Source organism: Pseudomonas sp. UMAB-08 (assembly GCF_900095225.1).
GTDB lineage: Bacteria > Pseudomonadota > Gammaproteobacteria > Pseudomonadales > Pseudomonadaceae > Aquipseudomonas.
Genome location: NZ_LT607415.1, coordinates 147530 through 163520 on the forward strand (window position 1 = coordinate 147530; position 15991 = coordinate 163520).

General features: G+C 60.0%; 15 protein-coding genes. 6 read left to right on the plus strand and 9 right to left on the minus strand.

The window, feature by feature from the left end:
- Window positions 1-9: 9 nt before the first annotated feature.
- A complete protein-coding gene (locus K0F75_RS03750) occupies window positions 10-1710 on the minus strand; it encodes an acid phosphatase (RefSeq protein ID WP_219060506.1) in 1701 nt (566 codons plus the stop codon).
- Window positions 1711-1853: 143 nt separating this feature from the next.
- Window positions 1854-2639: an ABC transporter substrate-binding protein gene (locus tag K0F75_RS03755; RefSeq protein ID WP_219060507.1), complete on the minus strand. Its 786-nt coding sequence runs from the start codon at window positions 2637-2639 to the stop codon at window positions 1854-1856.
- Between the two features lie 165 nt (window positions 2640-2804).
- On the opposite strand from K0F75_RS03755, the gene dnaX reads away from it, so the two are divergent.
- From dnaX to K0F75_RS03780, 5 genes are all read left to right on the plus strand, one after another.
- Window positions 2805-4955 carry a DNA polymerase III subunit gamma/tau gene (gene dnaX / locus K0F75_RS03760; RefSeq protein WP_219060508.1) on the plus strand — a complete coding sequence of 717 codons (2151 nt, stop codon included), beginning with the start codon at window positions 2805-2807 and terminating at the stop codon, window positions 4953-4955.
- Between the two features lie 66 nt (window positions 4956-5021).
- The gene (locus tag K0F75_RS03765) at window positions 5022-5348 is read left to right on the plus strand and encodes a YbaB/EbfC family nucleoid-associated protein (protein WP_219060509.1); all 327 of its coding nucleotides are present in this window, start codon (window positions 5022-5024) and stop codon (window positions 5346-5348) included.
- Between the two features lie 206 nt (window positions 5349-5554).
- Complete coding sequence (locus tag K0F75_RS03770) at window positions 5555-6589, plus strand: NADP-dependent oxidoreductase (protein WP_219060510.1); 1035 nt, start codon at window positions 5555-5557, stop codon at window positions 6587-6589.
- 61 nt (window positions 6590-6650) lie between these two features.
- Window positions 6651-7253, plus strand: coding sequence for a recombination mediator RecR (gene recR, locus K0F75_RS03775; RefSeq protein ID WP_219060511.1), 603 nt, complete (start codon window positions 6651-6653; stop codon window positions 7251-7253).
- Between the two features lie 109 nt (window positions 7254-7362).
- Window positions 7363-8511 carry an acyl-CoA dehydrogenase family protein gene (locus K0F75_RS03780; protein WP_219060512.1) on the plus strand — a complete coding sequence of 383 codons (1149 nt, stop codon included), beginning with the start codon at window positions 7363-7365 and terminating at the stop codon, window positions 8509-8511.
- A 45-nt stretch (window positions 8512-8556) separates the two neighbouring features.
- On the opposite strand, the gene K0F75_RS03785 is transcribed toward K0F75_RS03780, so the two are convergent.
- Together K0F75_RS03785 and fnr are read right to left on the minus strand one after the other, a co-directional pair.
- The gene (locus tag K0F75_RS03785; RefSeq protein ID WP_219060513.1) at window positions 8557-9105 is read right to left on the minus strand and encodes an adenine phosphoribosyltransferase; all 549 of its coding nucleotides are present in this window, start codon (window positions 9103-9105) and stop codon (window positions 8557-8559) included.
- A gap of 65 nt (window positions 9106-9170) precedes the next feature.
- Complete coding sequence (gene fnr / locus K0F75_RS03790) at window positions 9171-9905, minus strand: fumarate/nitrate reduction transcriptional regulator Fnr (RefSeq protein WP_219060514.1); 735 nt, start codon at window positions 9903-9905, stop codon at window positions 9171-9173.
- A 155-nt stretch (window positions 9906-10060) separates the two neighbouring features.
- On the opposite strand from fnr, the gene K0F75_RS03795 reads away from it, so the two are divergent.
- Window positions 10061-10486: a hypothetical protein gene (locus K0F75_RS03795; RefSeq protein WP_219060515.1), complete on the plus strand. Its 426-nt coding sequence runs from the start codon at window positions 10061-10063 to the stop codon at window positions 10484-10486.
- A gap of 48 nt (window positions 10487-10534) precedes the next feature.
- On the opposite strand, the gene hemN is transcribed toward K0F75_RS03795, so the two are convergent.
- The 5 genes from hemN to K0F75_RS03820 form a co-directional block, all read right to left on the minus strand.
- On the minus strand, window positions 10535-11917 hold the full coding sequence (gene hemN, locus K0F75_RS03800; RefSeq protein ID WP_219060516.1) for an oxygen-independent coproporphyrinogen III oxidase: 1383 nt from the start codon (window positions 11915-11917) through the stop codon (window positions 10535-10537).
- A 140-nt stretch (window positions 11918-12057) separates the two neighbouring features.
- On the minus strand, window positions 12058-12741 hold the full coding sequence (locus tag K0F75_RS03805) for a sulfite exporter TauE/SafE family protein (RefSeq protein WP_219060517.1): 684 nt from the start codon (window positions 12739-12741) through the stop codon (window positions 12058-12060).
- Window positions 12734-12964, minus strand: a complete 231-nt coding sequence (ccoS, locus tag K0F75_RS03810; protein ID WP_219060518.1) for a cbb3-type cytochrome oxidase assembly protein CcoS — start codon at window positions 12962-12964, stop codon at window positions 12734-12736. The genes K0F75_RS03805 and ccoS overlap by 8 nt, the downstream gene beginning before the upstream one ends.
- Before the next feature lie 25 nt (window positions 12965-12989).
- Window positions 12990-15437, minus strand: a complete 2448-nt coding sequence (locus K0F75_RS03815) for a heavy metal translocating P-type ATPase (RefSeq protein WP_219060519.1) — start codon at window positions 15435-15437, stop codon at window positions 12990-12992.
- A 9-nt stretch (window positions 15438-15446) separates the two neighbouring features.
- Window positions 15447-15986 (minus strand): FixH family protein, encoded by a 540-nt coding sequence (locus tag K0F75_RS03820; protein WP_219060520.1) that lies wholly within the window; start codon window positions 15984-15986, stop codon window positions 15447-15449.
- Window positions 15987-15991: the final 5 nt, after the last annotated feature.

Below are 15991 nucleotides of genomic sequence, written 5' to 3' on the forward strand. Positions count from 1 at the left end.
CAGGCGTTGCTATGCCTCGAAAAACTGCAACGCTTTGGTCAAATCCCCCATCGGCTCCTGGCCTCGGGTCAGCATTTCTTCATCCCGCTCTTTCAGCCCGTCCAGCTTCTCCAGCCCGTGCACCCGAGTGATCAAGCGCAGGATTGAGGCGGTGTCATAGACGGTGTGGTCAACAACCCCTTTGCGGGCAAAGGGCGAGACAACCAGCGCCGGAATACGTGTGCCAGGGCCCCAGCGGTCGCCTTTTGGCGGCGCGACGTGGTCCCACCAGCCGCCGTTTTCGTCGACCGCGATGACGATGACCATGTTTTTCCATTGCGGGCTGTTGCGCAGGACTTTGATGGCGCGAGTGATGTGGCGGTCTCCTGAGGCGACGTCGGCATAACCGGCGTGCATGTTGAGGTTGCCTTGGGGTTTGTAGAAAGTGACAGCGGGCAGCTTGCCCGCTTCGGCGTCGGCAAAGAATTTGTTGGTTCTGGACTCTTCACCTAAACCGCCGTCGCGCAGGCGTTTGCTGCGTTCGACGGGGTTATCGGGGCCTAGTTTTTTGAAGTAGTTGAGTGGTTGGTGGTGATACTGGAAATTCGGAATTTTCGGGATGCCGGGAGAGTCCTTGAACTGGTCGATGGTGGCCTGCCATCCGCCGGCGTACCACGCCCAGTCGATGTTCTTTTTCGACAGTTTGTCGCCGATGTGGTCATGGGTCTGCGGCACCAATACGTTGGCCAGACCCGGTTTTGAGTAGTCCGGGCGCTCGGGGTCACGCAGCCAGGTCGGCCAGTACGGCGGGGCCAGGGTGTTGACCGCATAGCCGTCGGGCGTCAATGCGCTTGGACCGAATTGCGGTGGGCCGGTCATGGCGCTGGCGGGAGATTTCTCCAGAGGCTTGAGCCGCGTATCGTGCGGATTATCACTCTGCAGTGTGGCGATTTGCTGTTTGGCCGGTGAGTTCGCAGCGTCAGGGTAAAACGGCACGGTGGCGGACACCAGGTACTGGTGATTGAGAAACGAGCCGCCGAAAGCGCCCTGAAAGAAGTTGTCACACAGCACGAATTCCGTCGCCACGTCCCACAGGCGCAGGGAGTATTGGGTTTGCGCGTAATGGCCCATGGTCAGGCCACCCGAGTCTGCCCAGGCAACGAAGCTATCGTTCTTGCCGCCATTGATTTGCATCTGGTTCTGATAAAACACATGCCACAGGTCGCGGGTGACCAGGCCCAACGGCAGGTCTTCGCCATTGGGGCCCTCAAGGGCGAAAGGCGCGTTGATCAGGTGCTCTTGAAACTGGGTTTCGGCGGGGTAGGTCACGCCGTCTACGGTTTGCGGGCCTATCTGCAATATACCGCCCCATACCGGGGGCAGGGTTTCCAGAATGCTGCCGTCGCGGTCGCGTTGTTGATAGTCGTTTGTGGTGAGCGCCGCCAGCGGTTTTTCGACACCCGGGAAGTCACCGAACAAATTGTTGAAACTCCGGTTTTCGGCGTAGATGACGACCACCGTTTTCACGTTATCGCGCAGTGCCTGATCCAGCGCGGCGCCGGTTAAAGGCTTGTCGTCGGGCTTGGGTGGCGGTTCGTTGCCGGACACGTAAGCGCTGAGGGTCGCGCCGACGCCAAGCGCCGCGACGCCGCCAAGGAAGCGCCGTCTGCCGGCATCGGGTGGGTTATCGCCAGCAGGCGGCTGTAACGCGTCGTCGTCTTTGTCTTTCATGGCGATTACCTGCTTGCTTGGCTGAGTTCGTAACAAATGATTTCGGAGGAGGGTAGTCAGGCAGTGTGACGCTGATGCTACAAAGCAGGTGTGAGGGCTTTAGCGATGAACGCCGCGGTGGTCTGGGTCAGCACTTGCGTGTACTAGCGGCCCGCTGACGAATTCTGTTCGGGCTGGAGTGGTGCCTGAGTGCCATAGCGTCCAATGATCTGATCAATCTCTCCCGACATCTTCATGCGCAATAACGCACGCAGAATGGTCTGTACCGGCAGGTTCGGGTCGTTACGCACGATGCAGCCTACCGCTTGTTCTTCGACGATGGAAACACTGCGCAATTGTTTGTCCGGTGGTAGTTGACGGTTGTACCAGTTCAGCGCCCATTCATTGGCCACGGCATAGTGATAACGGCCCGCTGCCAGTTTTTGCAGGACTTGTTCCTGGCTGCGAGCGTCTTCACGCTGCAATTGGTGGTTGTCGAACAGGTGTTGCAGGCGCGGATAGGTATAGCCCAAGACGGTGCCAATCATCTGTTCACTGAGCTGGTCGGTGCGGATCGGGGCTGCGTTGTCAGCGGTACTGACCAATAGATCGCGTTGGGTCATCAGCGGCAGGCTCCAGGTGTAGTCGCCGGAGAAGTTGGGTACCCAGGATTGCGCGGCGTAACAGCGAACATCGACCTCGCCGCGATCCAGCGCGCTTTGCACGCGCAGGCGGGCCAGCACATGGTATTCAGCGGGGCGGCCGACCTGTCGGGCCAGGCTCTGCATGATGTCGAACAGGAAACCTGCAGTTGGCTGAGCACCGTCGATCTGCACCAGTGGCATCGACCAGCTGTCGGCAATCGAAAAGCGCAAAGGTGCCTCAGCGGCGTAGCTGAAGCACGCGCATAAGCCGGTGAGTGACAACAAAGCGCTCAATAACAGCCGCATTCGGTTCCTTTGCGTGAGCAATACGATGCGATTCAGGATGAATCCGATGCCGAAGTTTCCTCCATTTCAGCAGCGTAGTCATATTAGAGAATGACACCGGATGCAATTTTGCCCTTGCTCCGCTAGCATTGGCGGTCTTCCGCTTCCCAGTTGCGACGGTTTTCGATGAGTTATCAGGTTCTTGCACGTAAATGGCGTCCGCGCTCGTTCCGCGAAATGGTCGGCCAGACCCATGTGCTCAAGGCCCTGATCAACGCGCTGGACAGCCAACGGCTGCACCATGCTTATTTGTTTACCGGCACCCGTGGCGTGGGCAAAACCACGATTGCGCGGATTATCGCCAAATGCCTGAATTGTGAGACGGGTATCACGTCGACGCCTTGCGGGACCTGTTCGGTCTGCAGGGAGATCGATGAGGGGCGTTTCGTCGACCTGATAGAGATCGACGCCGCGAGCCGGACCAAGGTCGAAGACACCCGCGAGCTGCTTGATAACGTGCAGTACGCACCGAGCCGCGGGCGCTTCAAGGTCTACCTGATCGACGAAGTGCACATGCTGTCCACTCACTCGTTCAACGCCCTGTTGAAGACCCTGGAAGAGCCGCCGCCCTACGTCAAGTTCATTCTGGCAACCACTGATCCGCAGAAGTTGCCGGCGACCATCTTGTCGCGTTGCCTGCAGTTCTCCCTGAAGAACATGACGCCGGAGCGTGTGGTCGAGCATTTGACCAACGTGCTCACGGTCGAAAATGTGCCGTTCGAAGACGACGCGCTGTGGCTCTTGGGCCGCGCTGCCGATGGGTCTATGCGCGATGCCATGAGCCTGACCGATCAGGCGATTGCGTTCGGCGAAGGCAAGGTCATGGCGGCGGATGTTCGCGCCATGCTGGGCACGCTGGATCATGGTCAGGTGTACGACGTACTGCATGCGCTGCTGGATGGCGATGCGCGCGGGGTGCTTGAAGCCGTGCGTCATCTGGCCGAGCAAGGGCCGGACTGGAATGGCGTGCTCTCGGAAATTCTCAACGTGTTGCACCGCGTGGCCATTGCCCAGGCGTTGCCCGAAGGTGTCGATAACGGTCATGGCGACCGGGATCGGGTGCTGGCACTGGCTCAGGCGTTACCCGCCGAAGACGTACAGTTCTACTACCAGATGGGCCTGATCGGCCGCCGTGATTTACCGCTGGCGCCAGACCCTCGGGGTGGCTTCGAGATGGTTCTGCTACGGATGCTGGCCTTCCGCCCCGCTGACAGCAGCTATGCACCGAGGCAGCCGCTAAAGCCAGTGGGGATCAACCAGGCCACAGTTGATTCCAGGCAACCAGTGGCCGGCGCGACTACCGTTGCGCCGGTAGTTGCAGTCGCCCCGGTAGCTGCCGTTCTCGCTCCTGCCGAGCCTGTTGCAGCGCCGATCGTGCCTGAACCTGCTCCGGCAGAAGAAGTCGATTTGCCCTGGAATGAGCCCAGGGCCGTGCAGCCGGTAATTGAACCTGAGCCAGAGCCACAGGCCGACGTCGAGTCGATATCTGAGCCGGAGTCCGATTCCGAGCCGGTCGTCGAAACCGTTCCCGAGCCGATGCTCGACACCGTCGCCGAGCAGCCGGACCTGACGCCCATGCCGATACCGGCACCCGCAAGCCCGGTTCCCGACGCGCCTGACGTAGTCGAGCCTGAGGACGTGCAGGCCGCTGCCGAGGTGGCGACGCCGGCCATGCTTGAGCCGATTCCGGAGTCAGTGGCATTCGTTCCTGCGCCCATGGAGCGTGATGACGAGCCGCCGGACGACGATGACTTCTTCGATGTGGAGGTGGACATTGATCCGGCGTCTTACAGCTACCTGGACGAACTGGCCCACGACAGTGTGACCGAGGTCGTTGAGCCCGAGCCGTTACCGGCTTTGATGCCTGCAACAGGGCTGGCGCTGGACTGGCTGAACCTGTTTCCGAAGCTGCCGGTGTCGGGCATGACGGGCAGTATCGCTGCCAACTGCACCTTGATGGCCGTGGAGGGCGATAACTGGCTGCTGCACCTGGACCCGGCCCACAGCGCGCTGTTCAATACAACGCAACTACGCCGACTCAACGATGCCCTGAATCAATACCACGGGCGGACCTTGAACCTGAGCATCGAGCTGATCAAGCCCGAGCAGGAAACCCCGGCTCAGGCGGGTTCGCGCCGCCGTGCCGAGCGCCAGAGCGAAGCAGAAGCATCGATCCACGCTGATCCGTTCATCCAACAAATGCTGCAACAGTTTGGCGCGGTGATTCGAGAGGATACGATTGAACCTGTTGATGCTCCGGCGGCTCAGACTCTTTAACTGACGTGCGTGGCGCCTGTGTGGCGCTACGCAAAAATGACCCATCAATACTTGAGGTGAATTCCCATGATGAAAGGTGGCATGGCCGGCCTGATGAAGCAGGCACAGCAGATGCAAGAGAAAATGGCCAAGGCGCAGGAAGAACTGGCCAATGCCGAAGTCACCGGGCAGTCGGGCGCAGGCCTGGTCAGTGTCGTGATGACCGGTCGTCATGACGTCAAGCGCATCAGCCTGGATGACAGCCTGATGCAGGAAGACAAGGAAATCCTTGAAGACCTGATCGCTGCCGCGGTGAACGACGCTGTGCGCAAGATCGAGCAGAACAGCCAGGAAAAGATGTCTGGCATGACGGCGGGCATGCAATTGCCACCGGGCATGAAACTGCCGTTCTAAACCGTTTCAGCGTGACCCGAAGCCAGGCCCCGTGCCTGGCTTTTTTGTGGCTGCGAGGAAGGTCAGGCATGCAGAGCGCGTCCTCGGCTAATCGTGGGCAATCCCGCGCCTGCACAGGTTGCTTTATTGGACATCGACCGAACGCCTGCCGAGCAAAACGGTCTGCTCTGTATTAGCCTGAATTTATCGATTAAGGAACTGCTCTGATGGCGCAAGAATTGATCCTCAACCAACGCATCGTTCTGGCCTCTCGTCCCAAAGGCGCACCCACGCCAGAGAATTTTCGTCTGGAGCGTGAGGCGCTGCCTGATCTGGAGGAAGGTCAGGTGTTGCTGCGTACGCTCTATCTGTCCCTAGACCCCTATATGCGTGGGCGCATGAGCGACGCGCCGTCCTATGCCGAACCGGTGCAGGTCAATGACGTCATGACGGGCGGGGCGGTGAGCCGTGTCGAGCAGTCACGCAATGCCCATTTCAAGCCGGGCGATCTGGTCGTAGGCATGACCGGTTGGCAAACCCACAGCATCTGCGATGGTACGCAAGTGGTGTCGGTACCCAAGGATCTGCCGAGCCCTTCGATGGCCGTCGGCGTGCTGGGTATGCCTGGGATGACCGCGTACATGGGCCTGATGGACATCGGCAAGCCCAAAGCCGGGGAGACCCTGGTGGTGGCTGCGGCGTCCGGTGCGGTCGGGTCGGTGGTAGGGCAGGTGGCCAAACTCAAGGGCTTGCGTGTGGTGGGCATCGCCGGCGGTGCCAAAAAATGCCGGTACGTGGTCGATGAGTTGGGGTTTGACGCGTGCATCAATCACAAAAGTGAGCATTTCGCTGATGAGCTGGCGAAGGCCTGCGGCAATGGCATCGACATCTACTTTGAATTGGTCGGCGGTAAGGTGTTCGACGCAGTGCTGCCACTGCTCAATACCCGTGCACGGATCCCTTTATGCGGTTTGATCGCCCAATACAACGCGCAGTCGCTGCCGGAAGGGACTGATCATTTGCCGCTGCTGATGCGCACGTTGTTGACCAAGCGCGCACGGATTCAGGGTTTTATCGTGTTCGAGGAGTATGGCGATCGCCACGCAGAGTTTCTCGCCGCCATGGTCCCGTTGGTTAAAGAGGGCAAGATCAAGTTTCGTGAGGATATAGTCGAAGGGCTCGAACAGGCGCCCGAGGCCTTTATCGGTCTGCTGGAAGGACGCAACTTTGGCAAGCTGGTCGTCCGGGTCGCTGACGCTTGAATTGACGCTAACCGGAGGCGCGGGTATAAACCGCGTCTCGTTGTTTTGTCGGACCTTTCTCATGAGCTTCAGCCCCCTGATTCGCCAATTGATCGATGCCTTGCGTACATTGCCCGGCGTCGGGCAAAAAACTGCCCAGCGCATGGCCCTGCAATTGCTTGAGCGTGATCGCAGCGGCGGTTCGCGACTCGCGCTGGCATTGAGTCAGGCCATGGAGGGCGTCGGCCATTGCCGGCTTTGCCGCACCCTTACCGAAGACGATCTTTGCCCGCAATGTTCGGATGTTCGTCGTGACGACACGCTGCTGTGCGTGGTCGAAGGGCCGATGGATGTCTATGCAGTGGAGCAGACGGGCTACCGTGGTCGCTACTTTGTACTCAAGGGGCACTTGTCGCCGCTGGACGGTCTCGGGCCGGAAGCCATTGGCATTCCGCAATTGGTGACGCGCATCGAGCAGCAGGGCACCTTCATCGAAATTATTCTCGCCACCAACCCGACGGTCGAAGGCGAAGCCACCGCGCATTACATCGCCCAGTTGCTCAGCAACAAAGGCCTGATCACCTCCCGCATCGCCCACGGCGTACCCTTGGGTGGCGAGCTGGAGCTGGTGGACGGCGGTACATTGGCGCATTCGTTTGCAGGACGTAAGCCAATAGCGTTGTGACAGGTCGTTCCTCGGCGCCGGTTCGAGGCTTCGGCGCGAGGAACGATTAGCGCTTGTAAACCAAGCAAGCGCTCGGTAAGTTCGCTGAACCTCTCAGTGGAGCGCGCCGATGTCCGACTTTCAGGAATACTTCGACCCCAACCACCAACTGATCCGCGACGCCGTGCGGCGTTTTGTCGAGCGAGAGATACTGCCTTTCGTCGATGAGTGGGAGGAGGCCGAAGGCTTTCCGCGTGAGCTCTACCTGAAGGCGGGCGCTGCCGGGATTTTGGGCATGGGTTATCCCGAAGCGCTGGGCGGCAATCATGAGGGTGATGTATTTGCCAAGGTCGCGGCCAGCGAAGAGCTGATGCGTTGCGGGTCTTCCGGGCTGGTTGCGGGTTTGGGTTCGCTGGATATTGGTTTGCCGCCGGTGGTCAAGTGGGGGCAACCGGCGCTACGCGAACGTGTTGCCCCGCAGGTGCTGAGCGGGGAAAAGATCATGGCGCTGGCGATCACTGAGCCAGGGGGTGGCTCTGATGTGGCGAACCTGCAAACCCGTGCGGTGCGAGACGGTGACTGCTATCGGGTCAGCGGCAGCAAAACATTTATCACCAGCGGCATACGCGCCGACTTTTATACCGTCGCAGTGCGCACCGGTGAGCCTGGGTTTGCGGGCATCAGTCTGTTGCTGATAGAGAAGGGGACGCCAGGTTTTAGCGTCGGTAGGCAGTTGAAGAAGATGGGCTGGTGGGCGTCGGACACGGCTGAGCTGTTTTTCGAGGACTGTCGGGTGCCGATGGCCAATTTGATTGGCGCGGAGAACATGGGGTTTGCCTGCATCATGGGCAACTTTCAGAATGAGCGCCTGGCACTGGCGCTGATGGCGAACATGACCTCACAACTGGCGCTTGAGCAGAGCCTGAGCTGGGCCAGGCAGCGTGAGGCATTTGGCAAACCGATCGGCAAGTTCCAGGTGCTCAAGCATCGGCTGGCAGAAATGGCCACGCAGTTGGAAGTGTCCCGCGAATTCACCTACCGCCAGGCGGCAAAAATGGCGGCGGGGCAGAGCGTGATCAAAGAAATCTCCATGGCGAAGAACTTCGCCACCGACACCGCCGACCGCATCACTTACGACGCGGTGCAGATCCTCGGCGGTTCGGGTTATATGCGCGATAGCCTGGTAGAACGCCTGTACCGCGATAACCGCATCCTTTCAATCGGAGGCGGTACGCGTGAGGTCATGAACGAGATCATCGCCAAGCAGATGGGGCTTTGATTGTGAAATTTCGAAAATCTGCAGGTGCTTGATGCACCCCTGTCGCTATCTATCGCTCAACGCAAAGTTGGTCAGACAGAAGGTCGGGATGGACATGTCTTCCAGGCGCTGAGAGCCGCCGAGTTCCGGGAGGTCGATGATCGCTGCGGCTTCGTAGACATGGGCGCCCATGCGGCGTACCAGATTGGCGGCCGCGACCAGCGTGCCACCGGTGGCAATCAGATCATCGAACATCACAATGGCGTCGCCTTCACACAGGCTGTCGGCATGCACTTCCAGCCAGGCTTCGCCGTACTCGGTCTGGTAGGCCTCGGACAACACGTCTGCGGGCAGTTTGCCTTGCTTGCGGAACAGGATCAGTGGCTTGTTCAGCTCATAAGCGACGATTGAACCGATCAAAAAGCCGCGAGCATCCATGGCGCCAATGTGGCTGAATTCGGCATCGATGTAGCGCTGCACGAAGCTGTCGATCACCAGGCGCAGGGCCTTCGGCGATTGAAACAGTGGGGTAATATCGCGAAAAACAACGCCGGGCTTAGGAAAGTCCATGACCGGGCGAATAAGGGATTTGAAACTGAATTCGTCGTAAATCATCAAGAGGATCCTGAGGCATATTGGCTGACGCTAGTCTACAGCGCAGCCGCCATGGATAGCATGCCTCAGCCTTCGATTGAGCCGCCCGCCAAGGCGCAGAGCTGGATCGGATCGAGGATCTGGATTTCCTTGCCTTCGGCTGCGATCAGTTCGCTCGACTGAAAACGGGTGAACACCCGCGATACTGTCTCCACGGCCAAACCCAGGAAGTTGCCGATTTCATTGCGCGACATGCTCAAGCGAAACTGATTGGCCGAGAAGCCGCGAGCGCGGAAACGGGCTGACAGGTTGACCAGGAAAGTGGCGATACGTTCGTCGGCGGTCTTTTTCGAGAGCAGCAGCATCATCTGCTGATCATCACGAATTTCCCGGCTCATGATTCGCATCAGTTGCCGACGCAATTGTGGGAGTTGAACCGACAGGTCATCGAGGCGCTCAAACGGGATTTCACACACGGAGGTGGTTTCCAGTGCCTGAGCCGATACCGGGTAGGCTTCGCTGTCCATGCCGGACAGACCCACCAACTCGCTCGGCAGATGGAAGCCAGTGAGCTGTTCTTCGCCGCCATCGCTGAGGTTGAAGGTTTTCAGCGCGCCGGAACGCACCGCATACACCGAACCAAATGCATCGCCCTGTCGAAACAGAAACTCGCCTTTTTTCAGCGGACGACCACGCTTGACGATGTCATCGAGTGCATCCATGTCTTCCAGATTCAAAGAAAGCGGTAGGCACAACGGGGCCAGACTGCAATCCTTGCAATGGGCCTGGTTAGGTGCGCGCAGTTTGACTGGCTCAGACATGACTTCAATCCTTGTGGGAAAACACACAGAAGTCATAAGGGTAACCCAGCGCAAGCCGTTCCGGCCAGTGCCAGCAGATTTAACGCGAGACGATAAAGCTCTCGGTACTATTGCCGATAACAAGTGATGGCCTAACTGAATCAGGAGCGCCGTTCATGTTGTCCGTCAATCTCAGTGCTTCCAGCGGCATTGGCTTTCAAGCCACCACCCCGCAAACCAGAGCCGCTACTGCAGCCGCCTCGCCTGACGAAGAGGGCACAGGCAAAGTGCCTGTGAGCGTGAAGGTCAATCTGTCCACTGCAGCGGTAGAAAAGGCCAAGGCCGCCGCTAGCGACAGCACTGACAGCACTGATCCCATCAAAATGCTGCAAAAGCGGATCAAAGAACTGCAAAAGCAAATCGCCGAGGCGCAGGCGCGATTGCAGGCGGTGATGTCGAACAAAAGCCTGAGCCCGGAGCAGAAGCAGACACAGGTGAGCAGTATTCAGTCGGAGTTGGCGCAATTGACGGCGGCACTGTTTACGGTCTCCGCCAGCTTGATCAAGCTTATCGATAAAAACGCCACAGCCGCTGCAAAGTAACCGATGTGTAATGCGCCCCGTCAATCGACAGGGGGCGGCTGTATCGGGTTAGATCACCCGTGAAAAGCGTTGGCGATTTTGGTGGTTCAGGTAGGCATCAAAGACCATGCACACTGAGCGCACCAACAGACGGCCCGCTGGCAGCACGGTTATCCCCGTCTCATCGATTTCGATCAGGCCGTCGCTGACCATTGTCAGGAGTTGCGGCCATTCCTCTTTGAAATAGCCCCTGAAATCAATATTGAATGCGTATTCGATACCGGCGAAGTTCACGCTGAAATGACAGATCAGTTGCTGGATCACTGCTCGGCGCACGCGGTCGTCGGCATTGCACAGCAGGCCGCGCTTGGTGGCGAGTTGGTCGCCGGCCAGTAAGGTTTGGTAGTCATTCAGGTCGCTGCTGTTCTGGCTGTACAGGTCGCCAATCTGGCTGATTGCCGAGACGCCGAGGCCGATCAGATCGCAATGCCCATGGGTGGTATAGCCCTGGAAATTGCGTTGTAACGTTGATTCTTCCTGAGCGATGGCCAACTCGTCATCGGGCAGGGCAAAGTGGTCCATGCCGATGTAGCGGTAACCGGCATCCGTCAATTGTTCGATGGTGCGTTCGAGCATTTCAAGCTTTTGCTCCGGCGCAGGCAGCTCATCCGCATTGATCCGCCGCTGGGGCATGAAGCGCTCCGGCAGGTGGGCGTAGTTGAACACGGACAGGCGATCCGGTTGCAACGTGATGATTTCATCGACGGTGCGGGCGAAGGACTCGGGCGTTTGCTTGGGCAGACCGTAGATCAGGTCGATATTCACCGAGCGAAACTGCAGGGTATGTGCCGCTTCGATGATGGCGCGGGTTTCTTCAAGGCTTTGCAGGCGATTGACGGCGCGCTGTACCTGCGGGTCGAGATCCTGAACACCGATGCTGATCCGATTGAAGCCCAGCTCGCGAAGCAGGCCCATGGTCGACCAGTCAGCTTCGCGGGGATCGATCTCGATGCCATAGTCACCGGAGTCGTCGTCAAGCAAATTGAAATGCTTGCGCAGATGCGCCATCAGCTGGCGCAATTCGTCATGACTGAGGAACGTCGGGGTGCCGCCGCCCAGGTGCAGCTGTTCGACCTGTTGCTTAGGGTCGAGGTGGCAGGCAATCATCTGGATTTCCTGCTCCAGACGCTGCAGGTAGGGCAGGGCCCGCCCTCGATCCTTGGTGATGACCTTGTTGCAGGCGCAGTAGTAGCAAATGTTCGCGCAGAACGGTATATGCACATACAGCGACAGAGGCCGTAGAGCCTTGCGGCTGTCGCGCAGAGCATGCAGCAGGTCAAACGCCCCTGTCTTGGTCTGGAATTGCACCGCAGTGGGGTATGAGGTGTAGCGCGGTCCCGCCAGGTCATAGCGGCGGATGAGATCGGAATCCCAACGAATGGCGTCGAGCATGCGGGTATTTCCCGAATAGGCTGGCAATGACGTCGAGTCTAGGGAGGTGTGCTCAGGGCAGTGTTGATTTGCATCAACGGCCTGCGTTCTGGCGGCAAATCGTTGACGGAGGGTCAGTTTTTTCCTGGCAGGAAGGGGGCTTAATGCCCCATCAACCAATGCTGGTGAGGTCCGGGCATCGTCCAGATTCCGAACAGGATAACCAGCAGGCCGCCGGCCATGCGCACACCGCGTTTGCGCAGCAGGGCGGTGGTGCGTTCGGCGGCAAGCCCGGTGGCGAGTAGCACAGGCCAGGTGCCCAAGCCAAAGGCGAGCATCAGCAGCGCGCTGTCGAGGGCGTTGCCCTGGCTGGCCGACCACAGCAGGGTGCTGTAGACCAGACCACACGGCAGCCAGCCCCAGAGCGCGCCGAGCAGCAATGCGCGAGGCATGCTCGACACCGGGAGCAAGCGGCTGGCGAACGGCTGTATATGCCGCCACAGGCCGCGCCCCAGGCTTTCGATGCGGGTCAGGCCGCTCCACCATCCGGCGAGATACAGGCCCATCGCGATTAATAGCAGCGATGCGATCACGCGCATGATCATCGCGCCCGGACTGTTGGCCACCGCCCAGCCCGCGAGGCCGATCAGCAAGCCAGCGGTGGCGTAGCTGAGAATTCGCCCGAGGTTGTACGCCAGCAGCAGGCGAAATCGCCGGCTACGTTGTTCTTTGGGGATCGCCAGGGTCAGCGCGCCCATCAAGCCGCCGCACATGCCCAGGCAATGCCCGCCGCCAAGCAGGCCGAGGATAATCGCCGACACCAGCAGAGGGGCCAGTTCAAGCATGGGGCGGGGCCTGGTCTTTGTTTTCGCCCTGAGGTACCGGCTTATGGCCGGTCGCTTCTTCCATGGCGGCCAGGTGTTGAGGGTCCTGATCGTCGAACAGGACGCTGTGTGCCGGACCATCGAGGTCATCGTACTGGCCGCTGTCCACCGCCCAGAAGAAGATGTAGATGGCGATTGCGACGATCAACAGCGCCGCTGGAATCATTATGTATAGAGCCGGCATGGAGCCTCCGAAGCCGGCCGCCGACTCATGTTGGCAGCGGGCGGGTGTTGAGAAGGGTGGCGTCTTGCAGGCCTTTCATGCGGGTCAGACGCAAGGCGTTCAGTACCACAGTCAACGAACTGATGGACATGCCGATCGCTGCCCAGATGGGGGTGATCCAGCCGAGCGCCGCGAAGGGCAACATAAGGCCATTGTACAGGCCTGCCCACAGCAGGTTCTCAATGATTACCCGACGGGTGCGCCGCGCCAGGCTGAACGCGTGCACCAGCGCTTGCAGGCGATTGGACAGCAGTACTGCGTCGGCGGTGGTCTTGGCCAGGTCGGTGGCTGAGCCCATGGCGACACTGATGTCTGCTGCGGCCAGCACCGGTACGTCGTTGACCCCGTCACCGAGCATCAACACTTTGCGACCTTGCTGGTGCAGCGCTTGCAGCACCTGAAGTTTATCGTCCGGGCGCAGACCGCCATGGGCTTCGTCGATCCCCAACTCGGCCGCTACGCTGGCGACCATCGGCGAGGTATCGCCGGAGAGCAGCAGGGTCTTCCAGCCGCGCGCCTTGCACGCTTGCAGCAGCGCGGGGGCATCGGCGCGCAGGCGATCATCGAGGACGAACCATGCAAGGGCACCCTGGGCGTCGCCAAGCAGCAGCCACTGGCCCGCTTCGTCGGGCGTCGGTGGCAGCGCGCAGGCGCTGAGCTCGCAGACAAATCCCGGCTGGCCGATGCGCAAGCGCTGTTCGCCGACCAGACCTTCCAGGCCAAGGCCCGGCGTACTGTGGACGTCTTCTGCGGCCACCGGCGCGCGCCCGAATGCGCGGGCAATGGGGTGCTCGGAGCGATTTTCCAGGGCTGCGGCCAGGCTCAGGCAACGATCGGCATCCAGTTCCCCCAGGGGGCGGATGGTGCGCAGTGCCAATCGACCCTCGGTGAGCGTACCGGTCTTGTCGAAAATCACGGTGTCGATCTGGTTCAGGCCTTCCAGTACATGACCGCGGGTCAATAACAGGCCAAGTTTGTGCAAGGTGCCGGTGGCGGCGGTCAGCGCTGTGGGCGTTGCCAGCGACAGTGCACACGGACAGGTAGCGACCAACATGGCCAGCACGATCCAGAAGGCCCGCGATGAGTCGAGTTCCCACCAGATCAGACCGATAACGGCGGCAGCAATCAGCGACAGCAGCAGAAACCATTGCGCGGCGCGGTCGGCAATTTCCGCTAAACGGGGTTTTTCAGCTTGGGCGCGTTCCAGCAGGCGGACAATAGCTGACAGGCGTGTGTCATGGCCCAAGGCCAGAACTTGCACGGTCAGCGCGCCTTCGACATTGAGTGTGCCTGCGGTGACAGCGTCGCCTACGGTTCGCGGCTGCGGCAGGTACTCGCCGGTCAGCAGTGACTCATCGATGCTGGACTGGCCCTCGAGAATCTTGCCATCAGCCGGCAATATGGCGCCGGGGTGCACCAGCACCCGGTCGGTCAGGCGCAGTTCGCTGAGCAGGATTCGTTCGCTTTGACCGTCGGCGCTGAGCCTCAGGCAGGAAGCGGGCAGTAAATTGACCAACTGTGCCGTGGCCGCCGCCGTGCGTTCGCGCGCGCGGCGTTCCAGGTAGCGGCCGGCCAGGAGGAAGAGGGCGAACATGCCGACCGCATCGAAGTACAGTTCGCCAACGCCCGTGATCGACGTCCAGATACCGGCGACATAGGCGCTGCCGATAGCGAGGGACACCGAAACATCCATGGTCAAGTGGCGTGTACGTAGATCGCGCACGGCGCCTTTAAAGAATGGTGTGCAGCTGTAAAACACAATGGGTGTGGTGAGAAACATCGCGACCCAGCGCAGGATGGTGTGCATCTGCGGGCTGAGATCGATATTGAATTCCGGCCAGGTGGCCATGGTTGCCATCATCGCCTGGAACCACAGCAACCCGGCAACGCCGAGTTGGCGCAAGGCCAGACGGTTTTCGCTGGCCAATTGCTCGGCGGCGCGGTCGGACTGATAAGGGTGTGCGGCATAGCCGATGCTGCGTAATTCGCTGAGCACCTGGCTCAGTGCCAACTGGCTGTCTGCCCATCGCACGTGCAAGCGATGGTTGGACAGGTTCAGTCGGGCTTCGGCCACGGCGGGTAAGCTGCGCAGGTGACGCTCGATCAGCCAGCCACAGGCGGCACAGCTGATGCCTTCCATGAGCAAGGTCGCTTCGGCCTGTTCGCCTTCATGGCGCACAAAGGGCGCCTGTATGTCGGGGCGATCGTACAGGGCCAGCTCGTCGACCAGTTGCACGGGCAACGTTTCCGGGTTGGCCGACGCTTCACTGCGATGGCTGTAATAGCTTTCCAGGCCGCCGGCGACGATAGCTTCCGCCACTGCCTGGCAACCCGGGCAGCACAGCTCGCGGGTTTCCCCGAGCACGACAGCAGTGAAACGGCTGCCGGCAGGAACCGGCAGCGCGCAGTGGTAGCAGGGGGTTGGCGTGGTCATTGCGTCAGATCAGTTTTTCAGGTCTTCCGCGCCCTGGAGGGGCTCGTCGCCCAGTTGCAGCTCTTTGCCGTTGAGGACTTGCTCTTCTTCGAACAGGCGCCAGGTTTGGCCGTTCTGCTCGCCGAGGAGTTCGACAAAGCGCCGACCTTCGACCTTGTCACTCAACTGGCCGATGTAGCGGCCCGGCTCGGACGCGCTGCGGGCCAGGGTGATCTTGCGATCCTTTTCCGGTTGCGTCGGCGAGATCAGGTTGAGCTCCACGGTTTCCGGCTGGCTGTTACCCGTCAAGCGCACGTCGGTTTCGCCGGTCAGCTCATCCAGATGCACCGAGGCGCGCAGGTTGAGGCTCTTGGCTAACAGTTCACGGTCCAGCGAGCGGTTGATGCCTTTGCCTGCCTCGTAATAATTGTCGTTGACCAGGTTGTCCGGGTTCTTGATGGCGATCGTCACCATCGACAAGGTCAGCGTCACCGAGCAGGCGAGGATGCCGATGATGATCCATGGCCAAAGGTGCTTGTACCAAGGGCTAGAGGCGTTTGCTGCGGACATGACTA